The organism is Streptomyces sp. NPDC096193 (genome assembly GCF_040302905.1).
Taxonomy (GTDB): Bacteria; Actinomycetota; Actinomycetes; order Streptomycetales; family Streptomycetaceae; genus Streptomyces.
This window is the reverse complement of sequence record NZ_JBEOSJ010000016.1, coordinates 84,663-103,328: the sequence shown is the minus strand read 5'-3', so window position 1 is coordinate 103,328 and position 18,666 is coordinate 84,663. Positions and strand designations below refer to the sequence as shown.

Here is an 18,666-nt window from a genome sequence, read left to right as displayed (position 1 = left end):
CCGCTGTTGCGTTCCACGAGGCCCGCCGCACTGCTGGGCGCCGTACTGACCCTGGTCACGGCGCAGTTCACCGGAGAGGCGAGCGCGCGGGCCGACTCCGACGGCATCCGCGGGCAGCTGGAGCGCATCCCCGGTATGACGGTCGTCGCGGTGGGCGAGAAGCAGGGCCACCCGCACTACGCGCTCACCTACGCCCAACCCGTCGATCACCGCCGGCCGCAGCGCGGCAGCTTCACCCAGCGGCTCACCCTCTGGCACAAGGCGACCGACCGGCCCACGGTGCTGCACACCGGCGGCTACACCCTGGCCTCCGGGACCGCCCAGGTCACCAAGGTGCTCGACGCCAACCAGGTCTCCGTGGAGCACCGCTACTTCGGCGCCTCCCGGCCCGTGGGCGCGGCCGGGGACGACTGGTCCAAGCTCACCGTCTGGCAGGAGGCGAGCGACGAGCACCGGGTGACGCAGGCGCTGCGCGTCATCGAACGCGGCCGGTGGCTGGGCACGGGGGCGAGCAAGGGCGGTATGACGGCGACCCACCACGAGCGGTACTACCCCGGCGATCTCGACGCCGTCGTCGCCTTCGTGGCGCCGAACGACGCCGACAACGCGGACGACAGCGCCTACGACCGCTTCTTCGCGACCATCGGCACGGCCGAGTGCCGCCGGGCACTCGACGCCGTGCAGCGCGAGATGCTGGTCCGGCGTGAGCGACTGCTGCCGATGTTCGAGGCGGACGCCCGGGACAGCGGCGACACCTTCGAGGAGACCCTCGGCACCACGGACCGCGCCTACGAGTTCGCGGTGCTCGACCAGGTCTGGAACTTCTGGCAGGGCGGCAGCGCCGACGACTGCCCGGACGTCCCCGACGCGCGGACCGCCGACGACGACGAGCTCTACGACTGGTCGAAGAAGCACGGACTGCACGTGTACAAGGACGAGAGCCTCGGCACGCACGGCTCGGGGCCCTACTACCGGCAGGCCGCCACCCAACTCGGCTGGGCGGACCTCGCGTTCCCGCATCTCCGCGGTGTCCGCCGCCACCCCGGGCTCTACCGGCCGGACTCGGTGCTACCGGCCGCGATGCGCGGCGCGTACGACGGCGGACCCATGGCGGACGTGGACCGCTGGGTGTGGACCAGCGGCCGGCGGATGATGTTCGTCTACGGCGAGAACGACCCGTGGAGCGCGGAGCAGTTCACCCCGAGCCGCCACGACTCGTACCGCTACGTGGTTCCCGGCACCAACCACGCGGCACAGCTCACGGATCTGCCCGCGGACCAGGAGACGGCCGCGGTCGCGACGCTCAAGCGGTGGGCGGACGTTACACACGGTTGACCTGAAACGCTCGCCCCAGGGGCACAATCCAGCTGTCTTCACCGGCCGGACCGTCCCCGAGGAGAGCCATGTCCGCACAGGTCGACCAGTACTTCCGCATCAGCGCACGAGGCTCGACCTTTGCGCGGGAGATCCGCGGCGGCTTCGCCACGTTCTTCACGATGGCCTACATCCTCGTGCTCAACCCGATCATCCTCGGCAGCGCCGAGGACAAGTTCGGCCACCAGCTCTCCGCCGCCGAACTGGCCACCTCCACCGCGCTGGTGGCGGCCGTGATGACGGCGATCATGGGCCTCGGCGGGAATCTCCCGCTCGCCGTCGCCGCCGGACTCGGGCTCAACGCCGTCGTCGCCTTCCAGATAGCCCCGCTGATGAGCTGGCCCGACGCGATGGGTCTCGTGGTGCTCGAAGGCATCCTCATCTGCGTCCTGGTCGTCACCGGACTGCGCGAGGCGATCATGCACGCCATCCCCTCCTCGCTGAAGCAGGCGATCAGCGTCGGCATCGGACTCTTCATCGCCTTCATCGGGTTCGTCGACGCCGGATTCGTCACCCGCATCCCCGGCGACGAGGGCACTGTGCCGGTGCAGCTCGGCGGCAGTGGTCAGCTCTCCGGCTGGCCGGTGCTCGTCTTCTGCGTCGGGGTGCTGCTCACCGTCGCGCTGATGGCACGCAGGATCAAGGGCGCGATCCTGATCTCCATCGTCGTGACGACCGTCGTCGCGATCGTCGTCAACGAACTCGCCACCGTCGACCGCCTCGCCTGGGGCCTGACCGTGCCGGCCGTGCCCGACGACGTCGTGGCCGCGCCCGACTTCGGACTCGTCGGCGCCTTCAGCCTGTTCGGCGCGTTCGAGCAGATCGGCGTCGTCACGCTGGCGCTGCTGGTCTTCACCCTGATCCTCAGCGACTTCTTCGACACCATGGGCACGGTCGTCGGCATCTCCGGCGAGGCCGGCCTGCTGGACGAGGACGGCAAGGTCCCGAACCTCGGCCGGGTCCTGCTGATCGACGGCGCCGCCGCGGCGGCCGGCGGGGTCGCGTCCGCCTCCTCCAACACCTCGTACATCGAGTCGGCCGCCGGTGTGGGCGAGGGCGCGCGTACCGGCCTCGCCTCCGTGGTCACCGGCGCCCTCTTCGGCCTCGCGCTCTTCCTCACCCCGCTGCTGACCGTCGTCCCCGCCCAGGCGGCCGCACCGGCGCTGGTCGCCGTCGGCTTCCTGCTGATGGCCCGGGTGCGGCACATCGACTGGGAGCGGTACGAGATCGCCATCCCCGCGTTCCTGACGATCGCGGTCATGCCGTTCACGTACTCCATCACCAACGGCATCGGCGCGGGCTTCATCGCGTACGTCGTCATCAAGGCGGTGCTGGGCAAGGCACGCGAGGTGCACTGGCTGCTGTGGGGCACGGCGGCGCTGTTCGCGGTGTACTTCGCCATCGACCCGATCGAGCAACTCCTCGGAGTCTCCTAGGCTCGGCCGCGCTCGACCGTGGCGCTGTGTGCCGTGCCGACCGGGACCGCCGGCGACGTCCGGCGGCCCTGTCCCGACACCCCTACGTCAGCGCCGCCTTCATCATCTTCTGCGCGATCGGAGCCGCCAGGCCGTTGCCGCTGACCTCCGAACGGGCCGCGCCCGAGTCCTCGATCAGGACGGCCACCGCGACCTCCTTCCCGCTCTCGGAGCTCTTGGCGTACGACGTGAACCACGCGTACGGCGTCTTGCTGTTGTTCTCACCGTGCTGCGCCGTGCCCGTCTTGCCGCCGACCTCGGCGCCGTCGATGCGCGCGTTGGTGCCGGTGCCCTCGTCCACGACCGTGACCATCGCGCTGCGAAGTTCCTCGGCCACCGACTCCGAGACGATCCGCTCCGACGGGCCGTCCTCGTACGACTCCAGGGTGTTGCCGTCGCCGTCCACGGTCTTCGCGACCATGTGCGGTGACTCCATCACGCCGCCGTTGGCGATCGCGGCCGAGACCATGGCCATCTGCAGCGGGGTCGCCGTCACGTCGAACTGGCCGATGCCCGTCAGCGCCGTCTGCGCCTTGTCCATGCCGCTCGGGTAGACACTGGGGTAGGCCCGCACCGGGACGTCCTGCTCCTTGTCGTTGAAGCCGAACTTCTCCGCCGTCTCCCGGACCTTGTCCTGGCCCAGGTCGGCGGCCAGCTTGGCGAAGACGTTGTTGCAGGAGTACTGGAGCGCCGTGCGGATGGTGGCGTTCTCGCAGGGCGCGGAGGTGTTCTCGTTCTTCAGCACCGTCGTCGTGCCGGGGAGGGTGTACGGGTCGGGGCTCTGGGTCTTCTCGTCCACCGAGCCGTACAGCCCGTCCTCCAGCGCGGCGGCGGCGACGACCAGCTTGAACGTCGAGCCGGGCGGCAGCGGCTGCCGCAGCGCCCTGTTGACCAGGGGCTTGTCCGGGTCGTCGAGCAGCTTCTTCCAGGCGGCCGAGTCCGACGTACCGGAAATCGTCGAGGGATCGTAGGAGGGCGTGCTCACCATCCCGAGGATGCTGCCCGTCTTCGGGTCGATGGCGACCGCCGCGCCCTTGGTGTCGCCGAGCGCCTCGTAGGCCGCCTTCTGCACCGCCGGATCGATCGTGGTCAGCACGTCGCCCGGCTTCTGCCGCTTGCCGGTGAGCGCGTCGAGGGGATTCTTCAGCCGGGCGTCGGTGCCTCCGGAGCCCTGCCCCGCAGGTGCCCCCAGGAGCTCGCTGTGGATGCCCTCGAGCTGGGTGGACCCGTACGCCTGCGAGCTGTAGCCGGTGACGGCCGAGTACAGCGCGCCGTCGGTGTAGGTGCGTTTGTACGCCAGATCACCGCCGGTGGTCCGCTGGGAACCCGTGACCGGCGATCCGGCCACGATGATGTCGCCGAGCGGCTGAGCGTACTGCGCGATGATCTTCCGTCGGTTGTGGTCGTTGTCCGCGAGAGCCTTGGCCTCGTACGCCTGCACCCAGGTGACCCGCACCAGCAGGGCGAGCACCAGCAGCAGACAGAAGGCGGCGGCGTTCCTGATCGTCTTGTTCATCCCATGCAAGGGACGAGAGGAACGGGGCGGGACGTTCCCCTGTGCCCCCTTTTCTCAGGATTTACTCATCTGCCCGGCGGCGTTGCCCGGCGGGCGTCCCCGGCCGGACGACCTCCCTGCGCGGACCCTCAGCGCGGCGACACGAACCCCGACTCGTACGCCGCGATCACCGCCTGGGTGCGGTCCCGCGTACCCGTCTTCGCCAGCACGGAGGCCACATGCGTCTTCGTGGTCGCCGGTCCCACCCCCATCCGCCCGGCGATCTCCGCGTTCGTCAGCCCCGTCGCCATCAGCCGCAGCACCTCGGCCTCCCGCCCGGTGAGCCGCGCCGCCCACGGCGGGGGAGCGGCGGCCCGCTGCCGGCCGTACTCCGCGGCGAGCGAGCGCACCGCGGCCGGGAACAGGAGCGAGTCGCTGCGGGCGACCAGCCGTACCGCCTGCACCAGGTCCTCCGCCCTGGCCCGCTTGAGCAGAAAGCCGGCGGCGCCGGCCCGCAGCGCGTCGTACACATAGGAGTCGTTCTCGAACGTCGTCACCACGACGATCCGCGGCGGGTCGGCGAGGGTGGCGAGGATCTGCTCGGTCGCCCGGATGCCGTCGATCTCCGGCATCCGCACATCCATCAGCACCACGTCGGGCCGCAGCGCACGCACCACCGACACGGCCTCGGCGCCGGTCGCCGCCTCGCCGACCACCTCCAGGCCGGGCTCGGCGTCCAGAATGACCCGCAGCGCCGTGCGGACCATGCGCTCGTCGTCGGCGAGGACGATCCGCACCGCAGTCACCGGGCACCGCCCAGTGGCAGCCGGGCGTGCAGCCGCCACACCTCGCCGCGGGGTCCGGCGTGGGCGTCCCCGCCCAGCAGCGCGGCCCGTTCGGCGATGCCGCGGACACCACGGCCGCCTCCCGGACGAACCGTCGCGGCCCTGGCGGGCAGCGGGTTCTCCATCGTGATCTCCAACTCCTCGCCGCGCACGGCGATCCGCAGGGACACCGGGCGCGCCCCGGCATGGCGCAGGGCGTTGCTGAGCCCTTCCTGGACGATCCGGTACGCCTCGCGCGAGACGGGCGCGGGCACGGCCGCCCGGTCGCCCTCCGCGGTCAGCGACACGGGCACCCCGCTGCGGGATATCAGCCCGTCCAGAGCGTCGAGTGCGGGACCGGTGGCCGCCGTGCCCTCGTCCTGCTCGCCGCGCCGCAACAGGCCGAGGACGGAGTCGAGTTCGCCGACCGTACGCCGGGTGGTCTCCTCGATCGCGGCCAGCGCCTCGCGGACGAACTCCACATCGGTGTCCAGGACCCTGCGCGCCGCACCGGCCTGCAAGGTCACCGCACTGAGCGCGTGGCCCACCGAGTCGTGCAGTTCGCGGGCGAGGCGGTTGCGCTCGGCCAGCTCGGTGGCGCGGTGTTCGGCGGCGGCGAGCCGGTCGGCGGGGGTGGGGCCGAGGAGTACGGGTGCCAGGCGGGCCAGTAGCGCGCCGGCCGCCGCGACACAGGCCGCGAGCGCCAGGAGCATCGCGATCCCGGCGAACGGGAACAGGGCGAGGTGCCAGGCGGGGTAGTCCGGGGCCCGGACCCACTCCCGCACCGCGCCGGAGAGCGGCAGCAGCATCAGCGTCACCGCGAACGGCGGCAGCGCGAGCGACGCCCCGCTGATCAGGCCCCCGAGCCCGATGTGGAGCGTGAACCAGACCGAGGTCCGTCCCCGCGCCGCACGCGAGTGCGCCGGTCCGTCCGCGAGCAGCTGCCCCGGCACCCCGCACAGCGCCCTCGCCGCCGCCACCGACAGCGGCCTGGCCGGCGGGAACAGTGCGGTCAGCGCGGCGATCGGCAGCGCGACCGCGTACGCACCGAACTGGTGGGGCAGCGAGCCGGTGAAGGCGTTGTCGGAACCCACGATCGGGCCGATCACCACGGTGCCGACGAGCCAGTACGGCATCAACAGCGCGCCGCCCAGGACGAGATGCAGCCAGCGCAGCCTGGCCCGGGAGCCGAACAGCGCCCTCGTCCAGGCCCGGAGCAGGGCTGTCGCACGCTCTGTCACGCGCCGCGCCGCCGCAGTTGGGAGACGACGGCGCCGATGAGGAGGACGCCCGCGATCATCTCGACAGCGTAGGTCAGAGGGAGCAGACCGGTGGAGCGGTTGAACCGGTCGTCCTGCGGCGTCAGCGAGGCGAGCAACAGCCAGCCGCCCCAGGCCGCGAGAGCGCCGGAGCCGACCCATGCCGCCCCGAGCGGGACCTTCACCGGCAGCGAGGAGGCGCGTGCGCGGCCGAAGGCGAGGAGAAGGGTTCCGGCGACGGCGGTGAGGACGAAGGCGAGGCGTACGCCCTCCAGTACGTGGAAGTCGGCGGCGCGCTCGTCGATCCGGCGGGCCGAGAGGCCGAACGTCGCACCACACATCCACAGCAGATGCGTCACGGCCGGCAGCAGCGAGGCGAGCGCGCCCGCAACTGCCGCCGCCCTGACGGAAGGCGGGGCCGGCAGGTCCCGCAGCCGGCCCTGCCACAGGGCAGCCCAGCGACGGCGGGCGTAACGGACGAAGAGTGCGCCGAGGGCGAGGCCCTGGAGGATGAAGCCGCTGTAGACGACGCCGAAGACCCAGTCGTCGAGGAACGGCTCGACGGCGGTGTCCGCGGACGTCGTCCCGCCGAGGGCGGAGACGAGCAGCTGGAGCGGGTAGCCGGCCATGATCGGCGAGAGCAGCCCGGCGGCGACCCAGAGGGGGAAGGCGAGCAGCCAGGTCCGCACCCGCAGCCCCCACGGCCGGGTGAGCAGCAGCGCGAGGACCACGACGGCCGAGTCCATCAGGACGGTGACGCCGTTGACGAGTCCCAGCGTCGCGCGGCTGTCCAGCAGGACGCTCCCCTCGGGTATGCCGATGGTGCTGCCCGCCATCCACGCGGTCTTCAGGGCGACGTACGGGACGCAGGCGGCGATCGCCACGGCGCGCAGGACGGCGGTGGCGCGTGACGGCCGTACCGTGGCGGGAGGCGCGGGGGCGAGAGGTGTCCGGGTCATGGCTCCACGCTCCCGGGCGGTGACCGTGCGCACCTCGTGCGTGATGAGGAACCGCCTCCGCCGCGCGGCGGAGGCGGGTCGCCGGAGCCTGCGGATCGCGCGGGTGCGGTGGGTCGTCGGCGCGTGCGGCCGGGGCGGGTGCGGTCTGTCAGCGCGTGCGGCCGGGGGCATGCGAGTCGGAGCCTGCGCGACAAATGCGTCAGCCGAGAGCCTGCGCGACGGAGGCGTGTGCCGGACGGTCAGAGTCTGCGCGTCGCGAGGGTGAGGCGGACGGTCGCGTCGCGAGTGTGAGCCGGACGGTCAGAGTCTGCGCGTCGCGAGGGTGAGGCGGTCGCGCGCGTCGAACAGTGCGTCCTTGATCATCTGCTCGTGGGCGGGGGTGAGCCGGGCCACCGGGACCGAGCAGCTGATCGCGTCACGGGCCGGTGTGCGGTAGGGGATCGCGATGCCGAAACAGCGCAGCCCGAGGGTGTTCTCCTCGCGGTCCACGGCGTAGCCCTGCTCGCGGATGAGGTGCAGTTCCTCGATGAGCTTCTCGCGGTCGGTGAGGGTGTGCTCGGTCAGGGACGACAGGGTCTCCGGGAGCATCTTGCGCACCTGCTCGTCGCTGTGGGTGGCGAGCAGGGCCTTGCCGAGCGAGGTGGAATGGGCCGGCAGCCTGCGGCCGACGCGGGTGAAGGGGCGCAGGTAGTGCTGCGACTGCCGGGTGGCGAGGTAGACGACGTTCGTCCCGTCGAGGCGGGCGAGGTGGATGGTCTCGGTGGTGTCGTCGGAGAGCCGGTCCAGCGTCGGCCGGGCGGCCGCCACGACCTCGTCGCCGTCGATGTAGGAGGTGCCGACCAGCAGCGCGCGCACGCCGATGCCGTAGCGCGTGCCGGTGGCGTCGGTCTCCACCCAGCCCAGCTCGACCAGGGTCCGCAACAGCATGTAGAGGCTGGACTTCGGGTAGCCGACGGCCTCCTGGACCGCGGCCAGGGAGTGCATGCCGGGGCGTCCGGCGAAGTACTCGAGCAGTTCTACCGTCCGCACCGCGGACTTGACCTGTGCCCCACCAGAATCCGCCGTCGACATTGCTCTCGCTCCTTCTTGACCGCGCAGAACGCCCGGAAATAGAGTCCCCGTACATTCACCATCGGGAACGCTGTTCAGAATACCGAACAACTCCTGGTGGGTGGCAAGAAGACCGGGAAGGAAACCGCGGTGGCAGCAGCATCAGTCTGGAGTGTCGACCCCCGAACCGGGAACCCGCGGGAGCAGGTTGCGGTGGAGTCGACGGCCGAGGAGATCGACCGCGTGGTCCGTTCCGCCCACGCCGCCCGCCCCGCCCTCGCCGACCGGAGTGTACGCGCGCGTCTGCTCCGCACCGCCGCCGACCTGCTCGACGAGGCCCGCGAGCACGTCATCGAAGCGGCCGACGCCGAGACCGCGCTCGGCCCCACCCGTCTCACCGGTGAACTCGCGCGCACCACAGCGCAGTTGCGGGCGTTCGCCGAAGTCGTCGACGAGGGTGCGTATCTCGACATCCACATCGACCACGCGGACGCGAACCGCACCCCGCCGTGGCCCGACCTGCGCCGCTACAAGATCCCCCTCGGTGTCGTCGCCGTCTATGCCGCCAGCAACTTCCCGCTCGCCTTCTCCGTGCCCGGCGGCGACACCGCCAGCGCGCTCGCCGCGGGCTGCCCGGTCGTCGTCAAGGCCCACCCCGACCATCCGGCTACCGCCGAGCTGTGCGCGTCCGTGCTGCGCAGGGCCGCGAAGCAGGTCGGTCTGCCCGAGGACGTGCTGAGCCTCGTGCACGGCTTCGAGGCCGGCGTCGAACTCGTCCGGCACCCGCTGGTCGCCGCGGCCGGCTTCACCGGTTCCGTACGCGGCGGACGCGCCCTCTTCGACGCCGCCGCGGCCCGCCCCGCCCCCATCCCCTTCCACGGCGAACTCGGCTCGCTCAACCCGGTGGTGATCACCGAGGAGGCCGCCGCCGAACGCGCCGAGCAGATCGGCTCCGGACTCGCGGGCTCCATGACCCTCGGGGAGGGGCAGTTCTGCACCAAGCCCGGCTTCGTCCTGGCCCCGGCCGGCGACGCGGGCGACCGGATGCTGAAGTCGCTGACGGACGCGGTCAGCGAGACCGAGCCCGGCGTGATGCTCGACCACCGGATGCGCGGCGCCTTCGTCGAGGGCGTACGGGAGCGGGCGGACCTGCCGTTCGTCGAGGCCCCGATCACCCCCGGGTCCGGCGGTGATCACACCGTGAGCGCCGGCTTCCTGTCCCTGCCGGCGCGGCTGCTCACCGCCGACGGTCCGCACGATCTGCTCCTGGAGGAGTGCTTCGGCCCGGTCACCGTGGTCGCGCGGTACGACTCGGACGACGAGATCACCGCCGTGCTCGGGCGCCTGCCCGGCAATCTCACCGCCACCCTGCACCTCTCGGCCGCCGAGGCCGCGGGGGAGGGCCGCGGGGCCGAGCTGCTCGCCGAACTCACCCCGCTCGCGGGCCGGGTGCTGGTGGACGGCTGGCCGACCGGTGTCGCCGTCGCACCCGCCCAGCACCACGGCGGGCCCTACCCGGCGACCACCTCCACCTCCACGTCGGTCGGCGCCACCGCGATCGAGCGGTGGCTGCGGCCGGTCACCTACCAGACGACTCCGGAGGCGCTCCTTCCGCCCGAGTTGCGGGACGGTAACCCGCTCGGTCTGCCGCGTCGGGTGGACGGACGCCGCGAGACTCCAGCAAGCTGAGCGGGTGACCGACTCCATCGAGCTGCCCGAACTCCCCTTCCCGCTGCGCCCCTACGGCCCCGACGCCAACTGGGCGTACGAGAAAGGGGTGCTCACCGGCTGGGCGGGAGCCCGGCAGGATCGTTTCGTGCCCCCCGCGGGCGACTCACTGGATCCCGCCTCCGACGCGCCGCGTCTGCTCGGCTGGCCGGAGGAGGACTTCCAGCTGATCGCCCGCGTCACGGTCGGGTTCGCCGCTGCCTTCGACGCCGGCGTGCTGTATCTGCACGTCGGTGAGCGGGAGTGGGCCAAGCTCTGTCTGGAGCTCTCCCCGGACAGGCCCACCATCTGCACGGTGGTGACCCGCGGCTATTCCGACGACGCCAACTCCTTCGAGGTGGAGGGCGACAGCGTCTGGCTGCGGATCAGCCGTACGGGCAAGGCCTTCGCCTTCCACGCGTCGACGGACGGCAAGCGGTGGACCTTCGTCCGGATCTTCGCGCTCGGCACCGAGGAACAGGCCGGCGCCGCTCTCGTCGGGTTCCTCGCCCAGTCGCCGGTCGGCGAGGGATGCGTCGTGACCTTCGACGAGATCGAGTTCCGCGAGGGCTGGCCGGACGGGCTGCGCGACGGTTCCTGACCCCGGCCCGCAACCGCGGGGCCTGCCGCACACGTCCCCCGCACCGTGATCAGACCAGCCGCCCTGGCCGACCTCGACGCCGTCACCGCCCTGCACGCCGAGGCCCGTGCCACCTACTACCGCGGGCACCTGCCGGACGAGGCCTTCGGCGGCCCGGCCGAACACGCCCGCACCCGCGCGGGCTGGGCGGCGGCCATCGAGCGCGGTGCCGTGATCTGCGCGGAACGGGACGGGGCCCTCGCGGGCGTCGCGGCCTCCCGCGCGATCGACGGCGTCATGACGCTCACCCAGCTCCATGTCCACCCCGCGCTCTGGCGCGCCGGTATCGGCACCGCGCTGCACCAGGCGTGCGTGGCGGGCTGGCGCCTGGCGGGCGTGGCCACGGCCCGGCTGGAGGTCTTCGCGCACAACCGGCGCGCCCAGGACTTCTACGCCGCACACGGCTGGAGACCCGACCCGGACGAGCCATTCTCGGGCGATCATCTGTTGCTGCGGCTCACCGTGCCGCCCGGCGTGGAATGAGCCGGGTGCCGCGGGTGTTCACGTCGGAGCGGAGGTGGCCTCCGTACCGTCCGGACCCTGGAGAGAATCAGCATGCGCGTCGAGATCTGGAGCGACATCGCCTGCCCGTGGTGCTACATCGGCAAGGCGCGCTTCGAGAAGGGGCTCGCCGACTTCGCCCACCGTGACCAGGTCGAGGTCGTGCACCGGTCCTTCGAGCTCGACCCGGGCCGCGCCAAGGGCGACACCGCGCCCGTCGTCGACATGCTGGCCCTGAAGTACGGGCGCAGCCGGGAGGAGGCACAGGCCATGGAGGAGCACGTCGCCTCCAACGCCCGCTCCGAGGGCCTCGGCTACCGCACCGAGGGGCGCGACCACGGCAGCACCTTCGACATCCACCGTCTGCTGCACCTCGCCAAGGCCCGCGGCCGTCAGGACGAACTGCTCGACCTCGCCTACCGCGCCAACTTCGCCGAGGAGCGCTCGGTCTTCGACGCCGAGGTGCTGGTCGAGCTCGCGGTCGAGGCGGGACTGGACGCGGACGAGGCCCGTGCGGTGCTCACCGACGAGGACGCGTACGCCGACGACGTACGGACCGACGAGCGCGAGGCCGCGGAGCTCGGCGCGAACGGCGTGCCCTTCTTCGTTCTCGACCGGCGCTACGGCATCTCCGGCGGTCAGCCGGCCGAACTGTTCACCCAGGCGCTGGAGCAGGCCTGGCAGGGCCGGACCCTCACGCCCGTCGCCGTGGACGGCGCGGACGCTCCCGCGTGCGACACCGACGGCTCCTGCGAGGTACCGCAGCGCTGATCGTGCGGTGCGGGCGCCCGACGATGAAGCATTGCTGACGGGTACCCCTCAACGATCCGCTGTTGACCTGCGGTTGACCGCACCGCAGGGTGATCTCATGGAGACCCTGGGCGGTGCCGCGTTCGCGCCGGACAAGACGTATCTGAACACCTGTAGCGCCGGGCTGCTGCCCCGCCGCGCGGCCGATGCCCTCACGGCACTGGCCGAGGAGCTCGTGGGCGGCCGGCCCGGCGGGGCCGGCGACTGGCCGAGAGTGGGTGCCGTCCGCCGGTCCTTCGCCCGGCTGACCGGTACGGACGAGGCCCGGGTGGCCGTGGGCGGTTCGGTCGCGGTGCACGTCGGACTCGTCGCGCAGTCCTTTCCGCCCGGCTCGGAGATCCTCTTCCCGGAGGGCGACTACTCCTCGGTGATCACCCCGTTCGCCGTGCGCGGCGACCTCAAGCTGCGCTTCGTGCCGCTGGACGTTCTCGCGGAGGCGGTGCGGCCCGGGACGGCTCTGGTCGCCCTCTCCTCGGTGCAGTCGTCGGACGGCCGGATCGCCGATCTGCCGGCGGTGCGGGCCGCGGCGGCCGCGCATGGCGCCCGGACACTCCTCGACGCCAGCCAGTCGGCGGGCTGGCTGCCGCTGGACGCGGACGCGTGGGACTTCACTGTCACGGGCGCGTTCAAGTTCCTGATGTGCCCCCGTGGGGTCTCGTTCCTGACCGTGGGCGAGGACGCGCAGCGGTCGGTGGTGCCGATCCACGCGGGGCCGTTCGCCGCCGAGGACGAGAACGGGTCGATCTACGGCCCGGTCGGGGAGCTCGCCCGCTCGGCCCGCCGCTTCGACGAGCCGCCGGCCTTCCCGTCCTACCACGCGGCCGAGCAGTCGCTCGCGCTGCTGGAGGAGATCGGCATCGACGCCGTGCACGCCCACGACACCGCGCTGGCCCGGCGGTTCCGTGACGGAGTGGCGCGGCTGGGGTACGAGGCCGTGCCGGGCGAGTCGGCCGTCGTCGCCGTGCCGGGGCTCGACGACCGGGTGGCCGACCTCGCCCGCGCGGGTGTCGTGGTGTCGGCCCGGTCGGGGAACCTCCGAGCCGCGTTTCACCTCTACAACTCGGCCGCCGACGTGGACCGGGCTCTGGACGTGCTCGCGGGCTGAGCGGCGGGGGCGGCCGAGCGGCGGGGACTGTTCGGCCGCGCTATCGGTCCGGGCGGGGCGGAGTGGCGAGTGACTGCTCGGCTGCGCCCTCGGCCCGGGCGGGGCGGGGCGGAGTGGCGAGTGACCACTCGGCTGCGCCCTCGGCCCCGGCGAGGGACTACTCGGCCGCGCCCTCGGTCCGGGCGGGGCAGTCCCCGGACTGCCCGCAGAGGTTCTCCTCGACCTTCGCCAGCAGCCGGACCAGTTCGGCGCGTTCGTCGGCGCTCAGCCCGTGGAGCGTGTGCTCCTCCAGGTTCGTCCAGGCCTCCGCCACCGCGGAGTGCAGCGCGCAGCTGTCGGCGGTGGCCTCGATCAGGACGGCGCGCCGGTCGGCGGAGTCGGGAGAGCGACGGACGTGCCCGGCCTGCTCCAGCCGCTGGAGCATCTTGGTGACGGTGGACGGGTCGAGCTCCACGGCCTTGATCAGCTCGGACTGTCGCACCGGCCCGGCGTCCCACAGGTGCATCATCACGAACTCCTGCCCCGGGTAGAGGCCCGCGCTCTTGAGGAGCTTGCCCGCGGCCATGCGGTGCAGCCGGGCGACCCGGGACACGGCATGGCTGACGGGACCGCCGAGCGCGGAGCCCGGCAGAGGGGCCGCACAGGCGGGGTCGGCCGCGGTCTCGGACATCATCGGCCCTCCTTCTCGGGCGAGGTGCTGTCGTCGGGGACAGTCTCGCGGACAACTTTACCTTGGTCGGCCAATTAATCCGCTACAGTGGCACTCGGCACGGATACTTGGCCGACCACATAAATCTCCGGGAGCCCCTCATGACCACCGTCTTCGACCCGATCGACCTGGCCGGTACACAGCTCGGCAACCGCATCGCCATGGCGCCGATGACCCGCAGCAGGGCGTTCGGCGACGGCCTGACCGTCACCGACTCCACGGTGGAGTACTACAGCCAGCGTGCCGGTGCGGGGCTGATCATCACCGAGGGCATCCAGCCGTCCGTGACCGGACAGGGCTACCCCGACACCCCCGGACTGCACAGTGACGAGCAGGTGGCCGCCTGGCGCAGGGTCACCGATGCCGTGCACGCGAAGGGCGGCACGATCTTCGCCCAGATCATGCATGCCGGACGCATCGGCCACCCGGTGCTCTTCCCCGACGGCCGGAGCAGCGTGGCACCGTCCGCCGTGGCGGCCGCCGGTCAGCTGTTCACGCACGAGGGCCCGAAGGACTTCCTCGCCCCGCGCGCGCTGACCGCCGAGGAGATCCGCGCGGTCGTGGACGACTTCGCCGGCGCCGCGCGCAACGCGGTCGCGGCCGGTTTCGACGGCGTCGAACTGCACGGCGCCAACGGTTACCTCATCCACCAGTTCCTGGCGCCCAACACCAACCTGCGCACCGACGAGTGGGGAGGTCCGGTCGAGAACCGCATCCGCTTCGCGGTGGAGGTGACCAAGGCCGTCGCCGCGGCCATCGGCGCCGAGCGCACCGGACTGCGGCTCTCGCCCGGCAACGTGTACAACGACATCGCGGAGACCGACACGGAAGCCCTCTACCCGGCGCTGGTCGAGCAGTTGGAACCGCTGGGCCTCGGCTATCTGCACGTCACCGAGACCCACGCGGGTGCCCGGGACGTGACCCTCGCCCTGCGCAAGCAGTTCAGCGGCACGCTCATCCTGAACCCCGTGACGGAGGGCCCCACCGACCACCGTGTCCTGCCGTTGATCGAGGACGGGATCGCCGACATCCTCGCCTTCGGCGCGCTGTTCCTCGCCAACCCGGACCTGCCCGCCCGGCTGCGGACCGAGGGCCCCTACAACACGCCGGACACCGCGTCGTTCTTCGGTGGCGGCGATCAGGGGTACACCGACTACCCGACCCGGTAGCCCGGTAAGTACCCCAGTCACCAGGGCAGTTGTACGGCCAAGGGCCCGGCGCCCCTCACGAGGAGGGGCGCCGGGCCCTTGGCCGCGGAAGCCTGTCGGCGCACGACGTGTCGGCGCACGACGTGTCAGCGCACGGGGGTGAAGTCCCGTGCCCCGATGAACTCCGGACGCGGCACCGGAGCGGCGAAAGGCTCCTGCGCGGCGTTCTCCACACTGTTGAACACGATGAAGACGTTGCTGCGGGCGTACGGCGTGATGTTGTCACCGGAGCCGTGCATGCAGTTGCAGTCGAACCAGGTCGCCGACCCCGCCCGGCCGGTGAACAGCCGGATGCCGTGCCGGTCCGCGAACCGGGTCAGCGCGGCGTCCGAGGGTGTACCGGCGTCCTGCATCTGCAGCGACTTCTTGTAGTTGTCCTTCGGCGTCTCGCCCGCACAGCCCAGGAACGACTTGTGCGAACCGGGCATGATCATCAGGCCGCCGTTGGTGTCACGGTTCTCGGTCAGCGCGATCGAGACCGAGACGGTGCGCATGTTCGGCAGCCCGTCCTCGGCGTGCCAGGTCTCGAAGTCCGAGTGCCAGTAGAAGCCCGAGGCGCCGAAGCCCGGCTTCACATTGATCCGCGACTGGTGGACGTACACGTCCGAGCCGAGGATCTGGCGGGCCCGGCCCACCACCCGCTCGTCGCGCACCAGCGAGGCGAAGACCTCGCTCAGCTTGTGGACCTCGAAGACCGAGCGCACGTCCTGCGACGTCGGCTCGATGATCGAGCGCTCGTCGGCGCGGACGGCCGGGTCGGCGATCAGCCGGTCCAGCTCGGCACGGTAGAGCGCGACCTCGTCGTCCGAGATCAGCTCCTCGACCGTGAGGAATCCGTCGCGCTCGAAGCCTGTCAGATCACTCTGGTCGATCGGCCCCGGAGCGCCCGGCGGCGACCAGACGACCGGGTCCTGGCGGGGGGTCACCACCTCGCCAACGCCTCGGGTCGGGTAGAGATCGGTGCGTACAGCGGCGGTGGTCATTCTTCAGCCCTCCTCGGTGAGCAGTGGGTAGACGCCGTTCTCGTCGTGGTCCTCCCGTCCGGTGACGGGCGGGTTGAAGACACAGACACAGCGGAAATCGGTCTTCGGGCGGAGCGTGTGGCGCTCGTGCCCGTCCAGCAGGTACATCGTGCCGGGCTCGATCCAGTGGGTCTCGCCGGTCTCGTCGTCGGTGAGTTCGGCCTCACCCTCCACGCAGAGCACGGCCTCGATGTGGTTCGCGTACCACATCGACGTCTCCGTACCCGCGTACAGCACGGTCTCGTGGAGCGAGAAACCGACCTTCTCCTTGGCGAGCACGATGCGCTTGCTCTCCCAGGTGCCGGATGCGGAGCGCACATGGCGATCGGTGTTCTCGATGTCCTTGAACGATCGGACTAGCACGGTGAGTTGATGCCTTTCCTTCAGGTACGGGTGTCAGGCGGTCTCGCGGACCGCGCGGGCCAGGATGCGCAGGCCCTCGTCGAGCTCGTCGGGCGTGACGGTGAGCGCGGGAAGCAGCTTGACCACCTCGCTCTCCGGGCCGGAGGTCTCCAGCAGCAGCCCCAGCTCGAACGCGCGGGCGCAGACGGCCGATGCGCGCGGCTTGTCGGTGAACTCCAGGCCCCAGACCAGTCCGCGTCCACGGAAGCTGAGCCCGGTGTCGCCGCTCTCGGCGACGATGGCCAGCAGCGCCTGCTCGACCTGCTCACCGCGGGCGAGGGTCTGCTTCTCCATCTGGCCGTCGGCCCAGTAGGTGTCGAGCGCGGCGGCGGCGGTGACGAACGCGGGGTTGTTGCCGCGGAAGGTGCCGTTGTGCTCGCCGGGCTCCCAGACATCCAGCTCCGGCTTGAACAGGCAGAGCGACATGGGCAGTCCGTAGCCGCTGATCGACTTCGACAGCGTCACGATGTCCGGGGTGATGCCGGCCTCCTCGAAGGAGAAGAAGCCGCCGGTACGGCCGCAGCCCATCTGGATGTCGTCGACGATCAGCAGCATGTCCTGGCGGTGGCACAGGTCCTGGAGCGCGCGCAGCCACTCGGCCCGGGCGACATTGATGCCGCCCTCGCCCTGCACGGTCTCGACGATCACGGCGGCCGGCTTGTTGAGCCCGGAGCCCTGGTCCTCCAGCAGCCGCTCGAACCACAGGAAGTCGGGGACCTGGCCGTCGAAGTAGTTGTCGAACGGCATCGGCGTGCCGTGCACCAGCGGAATGCCGGCGCCGGCCCGCTTGAAGGCGTTGCCGGTGACGGCCAGGGAGCCGAGCGACATGCCGTGGAAGGCGTTGGTGAACGAGACGACCGACTCGCGGCCCTTGACCTTACGGGCCAGTTTCAGGGCAGCCTCGACGGCGTTGGTGCCCGTCGGGCCGGGGAACATGACCTTGTACGGCAGATCGCGCGGCCGAAGGATCACGTTCTGGAACGACTCCAGGAAGGCCCGTTTGGCCACCGTCGCCATGTCCAGGCCGTGGGTGATGCCGTCACGCTCGATGTAGTCGATCAGCGCGCGTTTCAGCACCGGGTTGTTGTGTCCGTAGTTGAGCGAGCCGGCTCCGGCGAAGAAGTCCAGGTAGGTGTGGCCGTCCTCGTCGTGGAGGTAGCTGCCCTGCGCACGGTCGAACACTGCGGGCCAACCGCGGCAGTAGCTGCGCACCTCCGACTCCAGGGTCTCGAAGACACTCAGGGCGGGCGGGGTGATGGTCACAGCAGTCTCCAGAAGTGGGGGGATCAGGCGGAGATGGGGCCGATGCGGTACAGAACTTCCGGCAGATGGGTTCCCTCGGGGAACAGATCGCCGTCGAAGAGGACTTCGCGTTCGAGCCGTGCGCCGTGGCGCTTGGCGTAGGAGGTGAACAACCGGTCGGACGCCGTGTTGTCCGGCGTGATGGTCGTCTCGATCTGCGTCACGCCGCGGTCGCCGGTGACCTTGACGGTCAGCGCGTCCAGCAGCACACCGGCGAGTCCCTGCCCCTGGTGCTCCCGGTCGACGGCGACCTGCCAGACGACCAGGGTCTCGGGGCGGTCGGGGCGGGCGTAGCCGGTGACGAAGGCGATCGGCTCGCCGCTCGCGTCACGCGCCACCAGAGATGTGGCCGCGAAGTCGCGACACCACAGCAGGTAGCTGTACGAGGAGTTGAGGTCCAGGACCTCGGAGTCGCGGGCAATGCGCCAGATCGCGGCTCCGTCCTCCACTCGTGGGGTGTCGATCTCCGTGAATTCGCTCGGGGAAGTGGCTCGTACAAGGTCTTCTTGTGCGGCGGTCATGTCGATGCAATTTACCGAGCAAATTCAAAAAATGCATTGTCGCGAGGGGTTGGCTGGAGTCTCCTCATGTGTTATCGCGCGTGCGTGAGCCTTAGGGCGCGCAGGGGGCGATATGAGGCGATATGCCCGGTAGATAGGCGGCGAATCGGGCGCTTTGTGGGGTCGGTCACACGTCCGTAACGACTTCGAGATGCACACGAATCACCCATCGGATTCTTGATGGATCCTGGACGTTTAGGGTCGTCCAACGGGGGCAGGAGAAGTCGGGAAGCTGCCAGTGGTAAAAGAATTCTTAGAATTGCT

Annotated in this window: 18 protein-coding genes; 8 read left to right on the top strand and 10 right to left on the bottom strand. The window is 71.1% G+C overall.

Going from position 1 to position 18,666, the window contains the following annotated elements:
- The first annotated feature begins 6 nt into the window (after positions 1-6).
- On the top strand, positions 7-1,335 hold the full coding sequence (locus tag ABTX78_RS23050; RefSeq protein WP_352208674.1) for a S28 family serine protease: 1,329 nt from the start codon (positions 7-9) through the stop codon (positions 1,333-1,335).
- A gap of 68 nt (positions 1,336-1,403) precedes the next feature.
- Positions 1,404-2,810: an NCS2 family permease gene (locus tag ABTX78_RS23045; RefSeq protein WP_352208673.1), complete on the top strand. Its 1,407-nt coding sequence runs from the start codon at positions 1,404-1,406 to the stop codon at positions 2,808-2,810.
- 82 nt (positions 2,811-2,892) lie between these two features.
- On the opposite strand, the gene ABTX78_RS23040 is transcribed toward ABTX78_RS23045, so the two are convergent.
- The 5 genes from ABTX78_RS23040 to ABTX78_RS23020 form a co-directional block, all read right to left on the bottom strand.
- Entirely contained in the window at positions 2,893-4,365 is a 1,473-nt protein-coding gene (locus ABTX78_RS23040; protein ID WP_352208672.1) for a peptidoglycan D,D-transpeptidase FtsI family protein, read from the bottom strand.
- A 128-nt stretch (positions 4,366-4,493) separates the two neighbouring features.
- The gene (locus ABTX78_RS23035) at positions 4,494-5,111 is read right to left on the bottom strand and encodes a response regulator (protein ID WP_502993941.1); all 618 of its coding nucleotides are present in this window, start codon (positions 5,109-5,111) and stop codon (positions 4,494-4,496) included.
- Between the two features lie 35 nt (positions 5,112-5,146).
- Positions 5,147-6,409 carry a sensor histidine kinase gene (locus tag ABTX78_RS23030; RefSeq protein WP_352208671.1) on the bottom strand — a complete coding sequence of 421 codons (1,263 nt, stop codon included), beginning with the start codon at positions 6,407-6,409 and terminating at the stop codon, positions 5,147-5,149.
- Entirely contained in the window at positions 6,406-7,386 is a 981-nt protein-coding gene (locus ABTX78_RS23025; RefSeq protein ID WP_352208670.1) for a hypothetical protein, read from the bottom strand. Before ABTX78_RS23025 ends, ABTX78_RS23030 begins: the two co-directional genes overlap by 4 nt.
- 300 nt (positions 7,387-7,686) lie before the next feature.
- Entirely contained in the window at positions 7,687-8,457 is a 771-nt protein-coding gene (locus tag ABTX78_RS23020; protein WP_313947072.1) for an IclR family transcriptional regulator, read from the bottom strand.
- A 129-nt stretch (positions 8,458-8,586) separates the two neighbouring features.
- Between ABTX78_RS23020 and ABTX78_RS23015 the strand changes: the two genes are divergently transcribed.
- The 5 genes from ABTX78_RS23015 (at position 8,587) to ABTX78_RS22995 (ending at position 13,199) form a co-directional block, all read left to right on the top strand.
- The gene (locus ABTX78_RS23015; protein WP_352208669.1) at positions 8,587-10,125 is read left to right on the top strand and encodes an aldehyde dehydrogenase (NADP(+)); all 1,539 of its coding nucleotides are present in this window, start codon (positions 8,587-8,589) and stop codon (positions 10,123-10,125) included.
- 4 nt (positions 10,126-10,129) lie between these two features.
- Positions 10,130-10,744 (top strand): DUF1349 domain-containing protein, encoded by a 615-nt coding sequence (locus ABTX78_RS23010; protein WP_352208668.1) that lies wholly within the window; start codon positions 10,130-10,132, stop codon positions 10,742-10,744.
- Positions 10,745-10,789: 45 nt separating this feature from the next.
- Positions 10,790-11,266 carry a GNAT family N-acetyltransferase gene (locus ABTX78_RS23005; protein ID WP_352208667.1) on the top strand — a complete coding sequence of 159 codons (477 nt, stop codon included), beginning with the start codon at positions 10,790-10,792 and terminating at the stop codon, positions 11,264-11,266.
- A gap of 72 nt (positions 11,267-11,338) precedes the next feature.
- A complete protein-coding gene (locus ABTX78_RS23000; protein WP_352208666.1) occupies positions 11,339-12,055 on the top strand; it encodes a DsbA family oxidoreductase in 717 nt (238 codons plus the stop codon).
- Between the two features lie 97 nt (positions 12,056-12,152).
- A complete protein-coding gene (locus ABTX78_RS22995; protein WP_352208665.1) occupies positions 12,153-13,199 on the top strand; it encodes an aminotransferase class V-fold PLP-dependent enzyme in 1,047 nt (348 codons plus the stop codon).
- Between the two features lie 157 nt (positions 13,200-13,356).
- Here the strand turns inward: ABTX78_RS22995 and ABTX78_RS22990 are convergent, their stop codons facing one another.
- Positions 13,357-13,872, bottom strand: a complete 516-nt coding sequence (locus ABTX78_RS22990) for a MarR family winged helix-turn-helix transcriptional regulator (RefSeq protein ID WP_352208664.1) — start codon at positions 13,870-13,872, stop codon at positions 13,357-13,359.
- Positions 13,873-14,009: 137 nt separating this feature from the next.
- Between ABTX78_RS22990 and ABTX78_RS22985 the strand changes: the two genes are divergently transcribed.
- Positions 14,010-15,077 carry an alkene reductase gene (locus tag ABTX78_RS22985; protein ID WP_352208663.1) on the top strand — a complete coding sequence of 356 codons (1,068 nt, stop codon included), beginning with the start codon at positions 14,010-14,012 and terminating at the stop codon, positions 15,075-15,077.
- 125 nt (positions 15,078-15,202) lie between these two features.
- On the opposite strand, the gene thpD is transcribed toward ABTX78_RS22985, so the two are convergent.
- Genes thpD through ectA form a run of 4 tightly spaced genes read right to left on the bottom strand, consistent with a single transcriptional unit; the run spans position 15,203 to position 18,363 of the window.
- A complete protein-coding gene (thpD, locus tag ABTX78_RS22980; RefSeq protein ID WP_352208662.1) occupies positions 15,203-16,099 on the bottom strand; it encodes an ectoine hydroxylase in 897 nt (298 codons plus the stop codon).
- A 3-nt stretch (positions 16,100-16,102) separates the two neighbouring features.
- Positions 16,103-16,501: an ectoine synthase gene (locus tag ABTX78_RS22975; protein ID WP_313947081.1), complete on the bottom strand. Its 399-nt coding sequence runs from the start codon at positions 16,499-16,501 to the stop codon at positions 16,103-16,105.
- Positions 16,502-16,534: 33 nt separating this feature from the next.
- Positions 16,535-17,803: a diaminobutyrate--2-oxoglutarate transaminase gene (gene ectB / locus ABTX78_RS22970; RefSeq protein ID WP_327684907.1), complete on the bottom strand. Its 1,269-nt coding sequence runs from the start codon at positions 17,801-17,803 to the stop codon at positions 16,535-16,537.
- Between the two features lie 23 nt (positions 17,804-17,826).
- Positions 17,827-18,363 carry a diaminobutyrate acetyltransferase gene (ectA, locus tag ABTX78_RS22965; RefSeq protein WP_352208661.1) on the bottom strand — a complete coding sequence of 179 codons (537 nt, stop codon included), beginning with the start codon at positions 18,361-18,363 and terminating at the stop codon, positions 17,827-17,829.
- Positions 18,364-18,666: the final 303 nt, after the last annotated feature.